This is a genomic window from Halorubrum coriense DSM 10284, assembly GCF_000337035.1.
Taxonomy (GTDB): Archaea; Halobacteriota; Halobacteria; order Halobacteriales; family Haloferacaceae; genus Halorubrum; species Halorubrum coriense.
The window spans coordinates 67204-81344 of the sequence record NZ_AOJL01000037.1; the positions used below are offsets into that span (position 1 = coordinate 67204).

Genomic DNA, 14141 nt, shown 5'->3' on the forward strand with positions numbered 1-14141 from the left:
CCGTCGCCTGCCGCGGACCCCTATCCGCGCAACCGGCCGTGTTCGACTTTGAGACAGCGGTCCTGAACTATCTCGATCCCGTCGGCTTCGGCGGCGGCGGCCGCCTCGTCGTGGCTGATCCCGAGCTGGAGCCACACCGCGCCGGCGTCGCCGCGCGCCGCGTGACGCTCGCGGACGGCGTCGACGATCTCCGGGACCTCCTCGCTCGGCCGGAACACGTCGACGAGGTCGATCTCCGCTTCGACGTCGCCGACCGCGTCGTACGCCGGTTCGCCGAGCACCTCGTCGGCGAACGGGTTCACGGGGACCACGCGGTACCCCTGTCGCTGGAGATAGCCGGGCACGTCGTGCGCGGCTTTCCCGGGCGTCGTCGAGCAGCCGACGACGGCGATCGTCTCCGCGTCGAGCAGGCGGTCGAGTCCGGCGTCGTCAGTGATGGGCATGGCTGTCAGTTCGATCGCCACGCGATTAAACGGATCCCCCGGTCGTCGCGGAGAGAAGAGCGGTCGCCGTCTCCCGATCAGGGGAGCCGGATATCGGGATCGCCGTCCTCGGGGACGGTGACGATGCCGTCGAACAGCTGTTTGAGCGTGTTCATCGCCTGATCGTCGTGGGCCGTCGAGTCGATGCTGAACAGTCCCAGCCCGTCGACGCTCTGGACGCGCCCCGTGAACACGTGAAGGAAGCGGAACACCGTCTGGAGGTCCGAGTACATCAGCAGCGTCGACAGCGAGTGGACCATCACGCGGTTCCGCTTGATACCGCGGTCGCCGAACGCTTGGAGGAACTCCGAGAGCTTGATCCCGATGCCGGTCATGTCCACCGGCGACGAGGCGTACTTGATCCGGTCGGACTCGCGGGTGTCGCCGCCCTGCTGTTGGGTGACGCAGTCGACGACCGCGACCGGTTTGCCCTCGTAGGGCGTCCGCTTCTCGTAGTCGCGGAGCACCCGATCGGCACCGTCCTTGGTGGTGACGACGATGGCCCCCTCGTCGCGGTCGGTCCCCGCAGCGAGGACGTCCATCATGATCGACCGCTTCCCGCTCAGCGGGGGGCCGGTCAACAGGATGTTGGTCCCGGGCTCGACCTCGGCGTCGAAATGCGGCGTCAGCTCATACATGGACGCACCTCGGGGGCGACGTCGGCGGCGCGAGCCTCACGTTCGGCCGCGAGGCCGTACGACCAGGACACATCTACTACCGAAACATGCCCGCTCCGAATAATATTCTTTTTGATCGGCCTTTGTGAGGCGTCGATCACATCGCCGCCCGGTGACTGGCCCGCTCAGGGGCTGCGTCTCCCGCGGAATTCGCACCGCACGGCGACCGAGCGCACCGACGTATCACGTCGCCGAATCGATCGGCCGCCGGCGGCAGTCGAGAGACCCACGGACCGCGCGACGGCGGTCTCGGATCGCGGGACTTAACACCGTCTCGGAAATATGGAGAATTGAGGGCGCTTAGCTCAGTTTGGACAGAGTGCTTGGCTTCGGACCAAGTTGCCGTGGGTTCAAATCCTGCAGCGCCCACTTACTCACCGACCGTTTCACGACTAATGCCGATTCTCTCGTAGCGACTCGCTACGCTACGGAATCGGCAGAAGCGGTCTCTCCCGAACCCGGTCCCGAAATCGGGTTGAATACGTCACCGATCGCGACCCCTTCGCGTCGTGCGATCGACCCCACTAACGCTGGGGTGATTCGCGGATGATGGACCTCGGAGGTGAACCGGACGGATCCGGGGTCTGCTTGGAGTGCGGGTCGCACCTCCCGCCGCGTTTCGGACGGGTTCACGGTGATGACGATGATCGCGCTCACCGCTGTCCCGAGTGCGACTCGTGGGTGCGGATCTGCGAAGGGAGTGCGGCCGGGAAAGATGTCGACACGCCGGACCCGCGGACGAGCCCTGCCCGCAACGCGGGTGAACCGTGGGACGGGGGGCTGTCGGGATGAGCCCGTTCGTCCGCGCGAGCCGGCTTTACGACCCGGCACAGGGACCGCGGCCGCACGTCCGCGACGCTGCCCGGCTCCGCTGGCAGCGCGACGCTGAACGGGGGCGGTCCGCGTGAACCGCGACCGGAGCGGCGAGGTCGCCGCTAGCTTCACGTCGCACGGCGTTCTCGACGCGGCGACGACGATCCTCGCGGCCCGAGCGGTCGGTCCCGACGCCGAAGCGAACCCGATCGTTCGCGAGTTGCTCGCGCTCGGCGAGTTACCCGCGGCGGTCGCGATGCTCGCGGTCGTCGGCTTGTGTTGCGGTGCGTGGCCGGTCGCGGCCGATGCTCTGGAGGCGCCCGAGTGGATCGGGCTCGGGGTCGCGACGATCGGCGCCGCGGTCGCCGCGGTGAACCTCGTGGTGGTGTTCGCGTGAGCCGCGCGAGTGGTCCCGTCTCATCGAAGCGAGCGGGCGAGAACGCCGAGGCGGCGGTCCTCGAATCGGTCGACGGGCTCGCGTACGTTCCCGACACCGAGACCGAACACGTCGACGCTCGCGCCGAGACGCTCATCGTGCCGTCGCGGGCGCTCCCGTTCGTCGGGATCTGCCTGCTCGAAGCCGGCTCGTTCGTCGAGATCAAGAGTGCGATCCCGCGGCTCGCGAGCGGTCGCCGGGGTCGGTTCTACCTCCGACGCGAGCAGCACGAGCGGCTCCGCGAGGCCGGCGGGAGCTACCTCTTCGCGGTGTGCGAGCCGCAGCCCGGTCGCGAGCCGGTCGCGATGAAGATCGTGCCCGCGACCGTCGTCGACGACGCGATCACCGCGTGGCGCTCCGGCGGAGACGATCGGCCCGAGTGTTCGCAGGTCGCGTGGTCGCGGATCTTCCACCCGAGCGAGGTGGAGCCGTGAGTACCGCAGCCTACGGACTCCGGCGCCCCGCGGCCCGGTGGGAAGCGGAGCGGAAGTACGCCGCGTGTCCGCGGTGTCAGGATGAAGTGACCGAGACGCTCGGGGCACCGGCGATCGCGACGCTCCGGCTCGCGAACCAGAACCCGATCCGCGTCGACGGCGACGCGATCAACGCCCGCGGCTACACCTGCGAGGCGTGCCGGTACGTCCTCGCGATCGCGCCCGAAGCCGCGATCGTCGACGTCGACGATCCGACTGACGGGTCCGACCGGGCGCCATGGGTCCGGCTCGGTGCGGTGTTCGTCGACGGCTCGAAGCGGTCGATCGTGGTTCCGCGTCGTGAGGTCAACTCGCGATGAAGGCGGTCGAGACGGCCCCGCACGAGTACATGGCGAACTACGTGTATTCCGGGCTCGGGGCGTGGTTCGGCGCCGCGCGGCTCGTTGACGCGACCGGAAGCCGTCGCGGGAGCTTTACGCTCGACGGCGAGAAGTGGCGCGTAACGCTCTCCTATCAGGAGTCTGGGCTCGCCCCGCCGGACGGCGGCGAGACGCCTGACGGGACACGCGTCGACTTCGACACGCTCCGGGAGTTCCGGCTGAACGCGGTCGCCGACGACGAGGTCGGCGAGCGGAAGGTGAAGGCGCTCATCCAGCCGCGGTGGCGCGGGCTCAAATCCACCGAGGGGAAATCGGTCGCCCGGCCGCTGTGGGATCTCGGCGACGCGGTGAACGTTCGCGTGAACGCGTCGAACGTCGAATTCGACGAGATCGAGACGGTGATCCACCGGGCGGCGGGAGCGGTGACGCTCGATCCGATGTACTTCACGAACCGTCGCGAGGAGTACAGTGTGGTGATCGACGCGGCGCGGTACGTTCGGCTCGACTGCGACGTGTCCGGTGCGATCCACTCCCGAGAGGGCCCGCTCGCGCGGATGGGCCACCTGCTCGAAAGCGACCGATCGGGATATCGAAAGCTCGTACAGGACGACACCGAGCGGGCGGGGTACTACCACACGGTGACACTCGGGCCGAAGCGGGTCCGTGAGGCGTTTCCGGACCACCGGGTTCCGAAAGAGTTCAAGCACTACTACGCGCGAAACGCGGAGTCGCTGCCGGACGATCACCCGCTCGCGCACCCGAAGGTCGAAGCGTCGTATCAGTCGAGTCGGTGGGACGAGACGCTTCGGCCGGTCGATCACGCGGAGATTACTGACGAGCTTGAAGAGGCGATCCTCGCGACGTTGAACGAGTCAGGACTTCCCACGCAACCACTTGACGACGGCCCGGGTGGCGGTCGTACGTTCGTCGAAGACGCGTACTTCGAGGCGGAGACCGTCGACCGGTCGCGGGTACTCCCGCTCAACCTCGAACGCGTCGAAAGCGACCAGCGGAACGTCGTCGTGCGTCAGCTCGCAGATGGACTCTCGCCGATTGAGTGGGACTCGCTGAAGACGCTCGTCACGGACGGTGGCGACGTGTCGCCGGCGGAAATCGCAGACGAACACGACTGGCACCCGGACAGCGTCCGGCGGGGGCTCCGACGGATCGAAGACATGGTTGTTCGCGAGCAGGGCTCGGTAGCGCTGCGGTCGCACCACGTCGCCGAGCAGGTCGTCGAGGCGCTTGACGCGGCGCGTGAGGGCGTCCGGAACGCGATAGGTACCGCGGCGAACGCGGTCCAGAACGCGGAGCGCGAGTCGCTCGACGAGCGGACGGACGAACTGATCGCGTTCTGCCAGTCGAACGGGATCCACATCGACGAGCGCGAGGCGCACCTCCGGGTTCGAATGGGGAACCTCGCTGGCGAGTCTTGGTCGGAGTTGGTGACGCGACTCAAGCGGTACTGGGTTGGTGCGGGTCGCGATCCAGAGCGACTGAAAGAGGCGGTGTCTCACTACCGGGACGCGTCAGGTCCGAAGATTCGCCCGGTTCGGAGCGCGTGGGGGAAGGGGCAGACGCTCCGGTAGCGCGGCCCCTCGTGAGTGGCAACACTACCCTGACCTCCTTTTTGCGGCTGTTTTCGCTGACTTTAGACAGGGTTGGCTTGTCGAGCGGCGTCGATCGCGACCGCAACACAAGCGCGATCTCATCGTCGACCGCCGACCGAACGAGTCGATCCGACACCCGGGGGTCGGTCGACGGTTAGGGGTGTGGCTAAGGCCACACGGCTAAGGTACCACCTCTACTTTCGCGAGGTCGGCCGCGCGCCTCTGGCGCGCTAGAAAATTTTTCGTTTGGGTTGCGGTTGGCCACTGCGCCGACCGGCACCGACGAACAAATCTCAACCGAATCCCAGCTACGTGGTCCCCACGGATTCAGGCTCGACACCGAGATCACACGCGTATAAACAGAGGTATGCGCCGGGCAGGTAGGTGAATGAATTGCCGAATCGTATCGCAGTCTGTCTATTCACGTGTTTGATTCATTCAGGCGATCTCGGCACTTCGGCCATCTCATTCGCTAATTCGGCTCTGTTGGAATCCTATTCTTTAGACACGGTGTCGTCTGAAACAGCCCGTCGCTGAAGGACGATGTTAATCAGATGTGTAGTGCCACCGCACTAAATTCGGGTCGGACGCACGATTGACGCCACGATAGTCCCACCCAGTGTGATAATACCACCCATTCGCTTCTGATTCTATCGGACAATCAGCACCGATACTGCCATACGTTTCTGCTATCTGTTCGACAAGCGTTGATCCAAGGCCTTGACTGCGGTAATCTTCTGCGACTGCAATTCGATGTAACTCAGTTATCGAATCAGGGTCATCTACCGACTCGATTGCGACACCTGCCGCAATTTTATCTTTATCATCCATCACAGCCCACAGATCGACATCGATATACGGCGGATTTTTTACAAAGTCCGCGCCACTAGTATTAGCGTTCAACCACCCGACCAGTCCAGGAGCGTTTTGCTCTCTCGCTTTCAAACGGAATTTGCTATCATCGACGAACGGATCATCCATCTGGACGTTGATTGGCCCCGGTGGTCCCATGTTTGCTCTTACTTAGTCTCTGTATATAAATGGGAAAGTTGGAATAAGACTTGACTGCGAGAGATTCGCCTTGTACTGGCCACAGCCAGTCAGAATGTACTATCTCCTAGGGATTTCAACAGAGCCACTAACGTAGACTGAAGTCTCCTCGCTGATACCACGCTTAGGTCTTCGAGTGTCACCCAGAGATATCTTTAAATAAACCACCGTACCTGCGAGGGTCGATGGGCTTCAAAAGTCTCGTTGACCGCGACGGGAGTGGAACCGTGACAATCGACAAGCAGCATCTCAAGCTCGACGGGCTTGTCGCCGAGGACGGGTCGATCAAAGAAGCCGAGGCGCACGTTCAGCGCGTTGGCGAGGGATCGTATCTCGTTCGGTTCCCAGAAGGCGGGGAGGTACAATCGTTGAACGAACTCGTTGGGAGAGCGTGAAACCTGCCGGAGGTAGGTTCTCGACACGACTCCGTGGGGTCCGACGTAGATGTATTCACCATCCGCGATCTATGTACTTCACTCGGCGCGATCGGTGCGCGAGGTACATAGAACTCGGCCGAGTTGCGGGTGGCGGCCGCAGTGATCGTGGTCGATCTGGCGGTGTTACTTTAACACAGAGCGGTTCAGTCACTCCAGAACTACGGGATCGCGACCCCGGTACATACGATAGAATATAAATGGGCCGTCGAACCAGCCTCAAGATTATTGGAGAATGCGTCTACCGTGCTTAATATCTGTGAGATATTGTTCTACAGTTTGTGGGTCAATGCTGACTCGTTGAGCAATTTCTGACTTATTCATCCCACCAAAACTGTACAAAAATCCAACAAGGGCCGGCTTCCCCTCTACAGCGACATCTAATGGAACAGCCTTTGGGGCCCGGTCGATAACGCTCAAATGAAAATCAAAATTTCTATAGATTAGTTTGAGAATAGTTGTCCGTTTATCTACCTTTTCAAACGAATCAATCTCGATCACCCATTGGTGATCGATTGACTCCAATCCGACCCTTATCTGGGAAGCTATACCGAAATCATGTGTTTCTATTTCCAGTTGCTTTTGAGAGGGAGCCATCGCGACATGAAAAGTATATATTTTGTATACAAAAGTCTCCTGACTAGGTTGGCTATATTTCTATAACCTACTCTTAGAGGCTAATGAGCCCGTCTACACACACCATACTGAACTATTTTATACTGGACTGTTTCTCCCCGCGGTAGCGGCACTCACTTTCTGTTCATCCGGTTCAGATCATCCGCTAGACGGATGACAACCGTGAGTCCGCCTATTCTTGCTATGAGTCAACGCAAGCTCACCGATTACGAACAGAGGCATTGTCCGACATGCGGTCGAACCGACTTCGACACGGAAAAAGCGATGAAGATCCATCATAAGTTATCGCACGGGGAGTCACTGGCAAAGTCTAATGAGAAGTACCAGTGTCTGGTGTGTAAGAACAACTTCGGTACTAAACAGGGATTGAATAATCATATCTCAAAGATACACCCAAAAGTCTGGAGCAGGATACAGGAACAGGCTTTGACTTTAACACCGGTCGATCCAGCCAAAAAAATTCAGGGACACGATCAGTAGAGCGGATTATCTATTTGATTAAAAAGAGTACCTGTGTCCAACAGATCACTCTTCTAAGTCATCAGCGTGAAGATCGCCTGTGAGATACTCACGACCAAGTTCAGAAAGGCGGTAGATCCCACGCTCCTTATTATGGTATTCAATCAGTCCATGCTCACGCAGAATTGACACATGCTCTCGAATTGTTTGGTGCCCCCAATCGGTATTAACAGCGATCAGTGCTGGGCTAAGTACGAGTTCATCTTCGTCCCCGTTCTCTAATCTTTCGAGAATATCCCGATCGACGGGTGTCATCCATGAAGCAAGTGGGGGACGCATTAGCCTATGAGGCTAATAGGATTATCAGTATGCTTTATTATTTTCATGCGGATAACTTACAAACCAATCTGCGGGTTTGACAAACTATACTGTAGGTAAGATTTATATCACCAACCTACAGAATGGTTTGTAACGGAAGCACTCTCGCGGACCCGTCGCCTCTCGATGGGTCCACTCTGAAAGGATTGCGGACCCCGCTGCTAGGGACAGCGGGTCCGCGTGAGCTTCCGTGAGTAAGCACGAAAGCCATGCTCGACCACTACGCACCGGGGTTTGAAATCCCCGATCGACCGAGGAACCGCAACACAATCACCGGACACGACCACTTTCAGTTTCACTGCGCGCGTCAGGATCTTCTCTTTTTAACCACCGTCCGTCGGTCGGAATCGATGCCTCCGAAAGAAGTTGTGCGGATTGAAAACCGGCAGGATAGGTGGCGGTTCGTGTGTCCCCGCGGTCATCGTTCGTGGGAACCGACGAATCACCATTTCTGGTGTCGCAACTGCGCCGCGAGCGACGACTACGACGGCGTGTTTCAGACCCTCCGCGATCGGAAGACCGGTGCCGAGCTGACCCGCGATCGGGTGCGACTCATGACGCCAGTCGGCCCCTACGACCGCGATCTCGACGGTAAGGAGGGGTTCGCGTGAGCGACGACTTGGAACCGATCCCGCCCGAGCGCGCCGTCGAGATGCACCTCGACCGAATGAAAGAGGATCGCGCTGAGTGGACTCGAACAACCCACCAAAGCGAACTTCGACCCTTTGTCGAGTGGTGTCGCGAAGAAGGTGCGATCGACAATCTGAACGAACTCTCCGGTCGCGACCTCTACGAATACCGGATCTGGCGTCGCGAGGGAGGGTACAGCAACAGCAAGGTCGACGAACTCGCGAAAAAGACGCTTCACTCGAACCTCTCGACGTTGCGGTCGTTCCTCAAGTTCTGCGGGGAGATCGAAGCGGTCCCGTCGGACCTATTCGAAAAGGTGCCGCTCGTGAAGCTCACCCGCGAGGACGAGGTGAGCGACTCGTACCTCCGTCCGGAGCGTGCGGCCGACATCGTCGAGTACCTCTCGCGGTACGAGTACGCGAGTCGCGACCACGTCGTGTGGTCGTTGATCTGGCACACCGGCGCTCGCCTCGGTGCCGTCCGCGCTCTCGACATGGGCGATCTCGAACTAGAGGGAAACAACCCCTCAATCGAGTTCGTTCACCGCCCGGAGACGGGTACCCCGCTCAAGAACGACACCGCGAGCGAACGCGTGAACCGCGTCAGCCGTCGAGTGGCGCAGATTCTAGAGGATTACATCGACGGTCCGCGGACGGACACCGTCGATGATCACGGTCGGAACCCACTCGTGACCACCGACGCGGGGCGGATCGCGGCCGGAACCATCCGGAAGGCGTTCTACCGGTGGACTCGGCCGTGTTTCATCGGCAAGGAGTGTCCGCACGACGAGGATCCGGAGTCGTGTAAGTTCGCGACGTTTCGGCACGTGAGCGGGTGTCCGTCCGCTCGCTCACCGCACGACGCCCGCAAGGCGCGGGTGACGAAGTACCGGAACGACGGCGTCCCTCGGGGCGTCGTTTCGGACCAGCTCAACGCGAGCGAGGACGTTCTCGACAAGCACTACGACCGCGCTTCGGAGCGCGAGAAAGCAGATCGCCGCTGGCAGATTATACAACAATGAGTGTCACACAAATTCAAGACGATTACAGAGAGATAACTAAGGGACTCAAGTCCTGCAGCGCCCATAATTTGACGCTCGATAATCGCCAGATAGCGTAGCGATCGACGGTCGAACGAGTCTGATTTTTGCTTTCGTTCGATGGATGACCCGGCGAACGGTGTCCGCGGGAATTCGCGTCCGTCCAAGCTGGTGGCAATTCGGAAAATCGATCACCGATTGGAATAAGACTCTCGGGCTCTGTCAGGATCCGCGTGCTGAATACAGTACGTAGCCAGCACCGCGACCCCGTTATATTCTGTATCCGAACCTGAATCAACTGATAGAACGCCCCCGACTAGTGACTGTCATGGATTCAATAGGGGTAGCGCAGATCCCGTATTCGTATTTCGATTTAATAATTATCCGTCGGTGCCTTACAACGATTCTCTATAGCCACTGCCATCCGAGACCGTGTATCACGATAACAGCCAGCACCCCGAAAGCCGCCGTACCCGCCATGTAGAGAATCATAATGATCCCCATTTGTTTCATACTCATCTCTCCTTCAAGCGCATCTGAAATTCTCATAAGACTGTCTAACAATCTGTCTTGATAAATCCTCATGGATACATGCCTTATCGAGTGCTCCATATTTCAGAGAAATTATTTAACAAGCCATGCGGTTGCCTTGGAATGGGCCCAGTGTGTTTGTCCGGCAGTCTGTACTGACCGATCACTCTCTCACGAAAGTCGGCCTCGGTTCGTACTACACTCGCGCTGTGTATCTTGTAAGCGGAGCGCAGACATATTTATTAAGTGTCAGAAACGCCGATTCTGAGACGCGCGAATTCAGCCGTCTTACGCCTCAAAAGTCGGTTCGTTCGACAGTCGAACCGGGTCCTACAGCGCTCATCCGAAATTACCTTCTTTCGGAGCACACGCTATTTCCCTCGTAGCGGCGTCTACCCGCCGACTTCCGGCCGGACGAACCGCCTCCTGAACCGTTTAGTACCGTCCCGGTGAATTCGATCCCATGTACGCGCTCGTCGGCGGGACCGTCCACACGGCAACGGAGCGGGGAACGATCGACGCGACCGTCGTCATCGACGACGGCGAGATCGTCTCCCTCGACGAGGGCGAGCCGCCCGAAGAGGCGACAGTGCTCGACGTCTCGGGCCACCACGTCACGCCGGGGCTCGTCGACGCGCACAGCCACGCCGGCATGGCCGAGTGGGGCGAGCCGGAGGACGGCGACATCAACGAGGGGACCTCGGCGGTCACGCCGCACGTCAGCGCGCTCGACGGGTTCCACCCGCGCGACGAGGAGCTGAAACACGCGTTCCAGAACGGCGTCACCGCCGTCTCGGCGCGGATGGGGTCCGGCAACGTGATCGGCGGGATCATCTGCTCGATGAAGACCCACGGGCGCACCGCCGACGACATGCTGATCCGCGAAGACGGCATGAAGGCCGCGATGGGGGAGAACCCGAAGCGCTTCCACGGCGAGGAGCAGGGCCGCCAGCCCTCGACGCGTCCCGGCGTCGCGGCCACCCTCCGGTCGGCGCTGATGGAGGCCGAAGACTACGTCGACCGACGCGAGCACGCCCGCGACGAGGGCGAGCCGTTCGAGCGCGACCTCGGCATGGAGAACCTCGCGCGCGTCCTCACCGAGGGGCTCCCGCTCCGCGTCCACGCGCACCGCACCGACGACATCATGACCGTCTTTCGGATCGCCGAGGAGTTCGGGATCGAGTCGCTCTCGATCGAACACGCGACCGAGGGTCACCTGATCGCTGAGGAGTTCGCGGAGCGGGACGTGCCCGCGATCGTCGGCCCCTCGCTGTACTCGGGCGCGAAGTACGAGCTCCGGAACATCACCTTCGAGACGCCGGCGATCCTCCGCGAGGCGGGCGTGAAAGTCGCGATCCAGACGGACGCGCCCGTGCTCCCGCAACAGCACCTCGACGTCTGCGTCGGGCTCGCGGTCCGCGAGGGCTTCCCCGCGGACGAGGCGCTGGAGGCGGTGACGCGCTACCCGGCCGAGATCCTCGGCATCGACGACAGCGTCGGCACGCTGGAGGTCGGCACGGACGCCGACGTGGCGGTCTGGGACGGGGTCTTCTACGAGAACGACAGCCGGACGCGACACGTGTTCGTCGACGGCGAACACGTGTTCGACCGCGAGCGCGACGCGGTCGACCCCCGCGACGAGTACGACTGGTAGCCGGCACGCCGGCGACGACGGCCGGTGCCCCGGGCCGACCGAGCGCCCGCCCCGCTATCTTTTAGTCGCCCGTCCGTCTCTCGCGTAGTCGTGCCCATCCGCCGCGCGAAACCCGTCGACTCACTCTACGCGGAACTCCGCGACTACGACCTGGTCGTGACTCCCGACGCCCCGCTCGCGAGCGCGATCAACCGCCGCCTCGACCGCCCCCACTTCGGGACGTTCGCGACCACCCCGCGCCGCCTCGCGGCGGGCCGACGCGAACGGGCCGAAGACCGGCTCGCCTTCCTCGAAGCGGTCGAGCGGACGGACCGCGACTGGAAGGCGGTCGCGCACGCCGTCGGGAACGTGCTCCAGTGCTGGGAGCACCGCGGTCGCCTCGACGCGGTCCTCGACTACGACGCCTACGTCGACGACGCGACCCGCGACGTCGTCGAGGTCATGCGGTCGCTGCGGACGACGTCGAAACGGCTCACGGAGTACGCCGTCGACGGCGGGCGGTCGGTGGCCGTCGTCGGTGCCGACCAGCTGACCGCGCTGGAGCGCAGCGTCCTCCCGGAGACGTGCGACCGCGTCGACCCGTTCACCGACGAGGCGTTCGACCATCCCCCGTTCCACGTGTTCGAGTCGGCCACGGACATCGTCGGCGCGCTGCTCGACGCGGTTACGGCGGAGAACGCCGAGCACGTCGCCGTCGTCCTCGACCGCGGGAGCCGGTACTCCTCGCTCGTCGAGTCCGCGTTCGAGGCGGCCGGCGTCCCCTTCTACGGCGGTCCCGGGTTCGCCGACGACCCGCACCACCGGGCGTTCGTCCGGCTCCTCCGGCTCGGGTTCCGCGGGGCGGAGACGACCGTCGGCGACGCCGCGCCGGTGCTCACGCGGCTGGGCGTCGACGCGCCGCTCGCCGACCGGGAGCGGCGGTTGGACGCTGTCGACCGACCGGAGCTGGAGTGGCTGCGACGGTTTCGCGCCGGGATCGAGGAGCGCACGTTCGCGGAGGGGCTCGACGCGTACGCGACCGAGGCCGGCGTCGAACTGCCGCGCTTCGACGAGGAGCTCCGGCGGTTGGGGCTCGCCGACGAGCCCGTGACGAGCGAGGCGGTCGACCGGCTGGCGTACTACCTCCAGACGTACGAGGTGCCGGTCGACAGGGAGAACGAGGGCGTCCTCCTCGCCGACGCGAAGTCCTCCGCGTACGTCGACCGCCCCGTCGTCTTCCACCTCGGCATGGACGAGGCGTGGACGCACTCGGCCCCCAAGCGCCCGTGGGTCGACACCGAGGCCCAGTTCGACCGGTACGTCGGGCGCTTCCAGCGGCTGCTCCAGAGCGGCGACCGGCAGTACTACCTCGTCCGCGACGCGGCCGGCGGGGAGCCGGTCACGCCCTGTCTGTACTTCAGTGAGCTCCTCGACGACGAGTACGAACGGTTCAGCGACCTCGAATCCGTCGCGCACCGCCGGCGACCGCGCTCGGCGGGGACCGGGTTCGACCGGAGTCCCCTCGACGTTGAGTCCCAATCGGTCGACACGGTCAGCCAGTCCGCGCTCAACGGCTACCTCAACAGCCCGCGCGACTACCTCTTCGGGCGGCTCCTCGATCAACCGGATCGGGAGCGGTTCGTCGAGGGGAACCTCTTCCACGACTTCGCGGAGTTCGCCGTGAGCCACCCCGACCTCGTCTCGGAGGCCCCGACCGAGGACCTCGTCGACGCCATGCTCGCCGAGACCGAGGGGTTCGTCGCGCCCGCGGACGCGACCCTCCGCCGCCGGACGTACCGGATCGGCTTGGAGCTGATCGCGAAGTACTTAGCCGAGAACGAGCCGGCGTCGGACGACTTTCTCACGGCGACCTCCGGGTGGGGGACCAACTTCTTCGCCGAGCACTTCGACGAGCCGGTCGACTCCCCCCTCACCGAGCGCTGGTTCGAGGACGAGGCCCTCGGCGTCAAGGGGAAGATCGATCTCGTGCGCTCGCCGACCGCGCTGCTCGACTACAAGAGCGGCTCGAAAAAGCGGGCGTCGCAGGTCGTCGGGGGCGCGGCGGTCGACCCGCCCGCGGACGCGCCGAACTTCCAGGCGGCGCTGTACCTGACCTACTACCGGACTGTCCGGCCGGACGAGCGGCTCGAGTTCACGTTCTTCCACTTCCTCGAACCGATGGACGACGTGATCGCCGGCGACGCCGACATCGACGACGCGCTCACGACGGTCACCTACCACCCGGTCGCGTTCGACGAGTACGTCGGCTCGCGCGAGGCCTACGAGCGGCTCTTGGACGGCTACACCGACTGTCGGGAGACGTTCGACGACCTCGGCTACGCGGCGTACGAGGACGTCGTGACGCCGCTGTCGTTCCCCGAGACGACCGATAAAGGGGAGCTGCGCGCCTCCGCGTTCGCCGAGCGGTTCACCGCCGCGGTCGACGCCCGCACGTCTCCGGACGTCGACGCCGAGAAGGGCGCTGATCAGGCGATCCGCTGTCTCTTATACACATCTCT

The 14141-nt window shown here is 62.8% G+C and carries 16 protein-coding genes and 1 tRNA gene; 11 read left to right on the forward strand and 6 right to left on the reverse strand.

From position 1 onward, the window contains the following. Positions 1-20: 20 nt before the first annotated feature. Positions 21-443 carry a CoA-binding protein gene (locus C464_RS09895; RefSeq protein ID WP_006113550.1) on the reverse strand — a complete coding sequence of 141 codons (423 nt, stop codon included), beginning with the start codon at positions 441-443 and terminating at the stop codon, positions 21-23. A 77-nt stretch (positions 444-520) separates the two neighbouring features. Further along, positions 521-1120 carry an RAD55 family ATPase gene (locus C464_RS09900; RefSeq protein ID WP_006113551.1) on the reverse strand — a complete coding sequence of 200 codons (600 nt, stop codon included), beginning with the start codon at positions 1118-1120 and terminating at the stop codon, positions 521-523. A 333-nt stretch (positions 1121-1453) separates the two neighbouring features. On the opposite strand from C464_RS09900, the gene C464_RS09905 reads away from it, so the two are divergent. The 6 genes from C464_RS09905 (at position 1454) to C464_RS09925 (ending at position 4811) form a co-directional block, all read left to right on the forward strand. Then, positions 1454-1528, forward strand: a tRNA-Arg gene (locus C464_RS09905). A gap of 180 nt (positions 1529-1708) precedes the next feature. After that, positions 1709-1951: a DUF7563 family protein gene (locus C464_RS20060; RefSeq protein ID WP_006113552.1), complete on the forward strand. Its 243-nt coding sequence runs from the start codon at positions 1709-1711 to the stop codon at positions 1949-1951. A gap of 112 nt (positions 1952-2063) precedes the next feature. Then, the gene (locus C464_RS09910; RefSeq protein ID WP_006113553.1) at positions 2064-2369 is read left to right on the forward strand and encodes a hypothetical protein; all 306 of its coding nucleotides are present in this window, start codon (positions 2064-2066) and stop codon (positions 2367-2369) included. Continuing rightward, on the forward strand, positions 2366-2842 hold the full coding sequence (locus tag C464_RS09915) for a hypothetical protein (RefSeq protein WP_006113554.1): 477 nt from the start codon (positions 2366-2368) through the stop codon (positions 2840-2842). The genes C464_RS09910 and C464_RS09915 overlap by 4 nt, the downstream gene beginning before the upstream one ends. Further along, complete coding sequence (locus tag C464_RS09920) at positions 2839-3201, forward strand: hypothetical protein (protein ID WP_006113555.1); 363 nt, start codon at positions 2839-2841, stop codon at positions 3199-3201. Before C464_RS09915 ends, C464_RS09920 begins: the two co-directional genes overlap by 4 nt. Further along, positions 3198-4811 carry a DUF7845 domain-containing protein gene (locus tag C464_RS09925; RefSeq protein WP_006113556.1) on the forward strand — a complete coding sequence of 538 codons (1614 nt, stop codon included), beginning with the start codon at positions 3198-3200 and terminating at the stop codon, positions 4809-4811. Before C464_RS09920 ends, C464_RS09925 begins: the two co-directional genes overlap by 4 nt. 567 nt (positions 4812-5378) lie before the next feature. Here C464_RS09925 and C464_RS17470 read toward each other — a convergent pair. Next, positions 5379-5843 (reverse strand): GNAT family N-acetyltransferase, encoded by a 465-nt coding sequence (locus C464_RS17470; protein ID WP_080510425.1) that lies wholly within the window; start codon positions 5841-5843, stop codon positions 5379-5381. Positions 5844-6067: 224 nt separating this feature from the next. Here C464_RS17470 and C464_RS09930 point away from each other — a divergent pair, with 224 nt between their 5' ends. Further along, positions 6068-6277 carry a hypothetical protein gene (locus C464_RS09930; RefSeq protein WP_006113557.1) on the forward strand — a complete coding sequence of 70 codons (210 nt, stop codon included), beginning with the start codon at positions 6068-6070 and terminating at the stop codon, positions 6275-6277. 264 nt (positions 6278-6541) lie between these two features. On the opposite strand, the gene C464_RS18515 is transcribed toward C464_RS09930, so the two are convergent. Together C464_RS18515 and C464_RS17475 are read right to left on the reverse strand one after the other, a co-directional pair. Further along, positions 6542-6913 carry a hypothetical protein gene (locus C464_RS18515; protein WP_152420921.1) on the reverse strand — a complete coding sequence of 124 codons (372 nt, stop codon included), beginning with the start codon at positions 6911-6913 and terminating at the stop codon, positions 6542-6544. Positions 6914-7477: 564 nt separating this feature from the next. Continuing rightward, a complete protein-coding gene (locus tag C464_RS17475; RefSeq protein WP_152420922.1) occupies positions 7478-7726 on the reverse strand; it encodes a helix-turn-helix domain-containing protein in 249 nt (82 codons plus the stop codon). A 413-nt stretch (positions 7727-8139) separates the two neighbouring features. On the opposite strand from C464_RS17475, the gene C464_RS19985 reads away from it, so the two are divergent. Next, positions 8140-8400: a hypothetical protein gene (locus C464_RS19985; protein ID WP_049911039.1), complete on the forward strand. Its 261-nt coding sequence runs from the start codon at positions 8140-8142 to the stop codon at positions 8398-8400. Then, positions 8397-9440, forward strand: coding sequence for a tyrosine-type recombinase/integrase (locus tag C464_RS09940; RefSeq protein ID WP_006113560.1), 1044 nt, complete (start codon positions 8397-8399; stop codon positions 9438-9440). Before C464_RS19985 ends, C464_RS09940 begins: the two co-directional genes overlap by 4 nt. A gap of 426 nt (positions 9441-9866) precedes the next feature. Here the strand turns inward: C464_RS09940 and C464_RS19245 are convergent, their stop codons facing one another. After that, the gene (locus C464_RS19245) at positions 9867-10007 is read right to left on the reverse strand and encodes a hypothetical protein (protein ID WP_167539339.1); all 141 of its coding nucleotides are present in this window, start codon (positions 10005-10007) and stop codon (positions 9867-9869) included. A 445-nt stretch (positions 10008-10452) separates the two neighbouring features. Between C464_RS19245 and C464_RS09945 the strand changes: the two genes are divergently transcribed. Together C464_RS09945 and C464_RS09950 are read left to right on the forward strand one after the other, a co-directional pair. Next, positions 10453-11643, forward strand: coding sequence for an amidohydrolase family protein (locus tag C464_RS09945; RefSeq protein WP_006113562.1), 1191 nt, complete (start codon positions 10453-10455; stop codon positions 11641-11643). Between the two features lie 90 nt (positions 11644-11733). Continuing rightward, positions 11734-14141: PD-(D/E)XK nuclease family protein (locus tag C464_RS09950; protein ID WP_006113563.1), on the forward strand; the 2408-nt coding region annotated here is incomplete at its 3' end.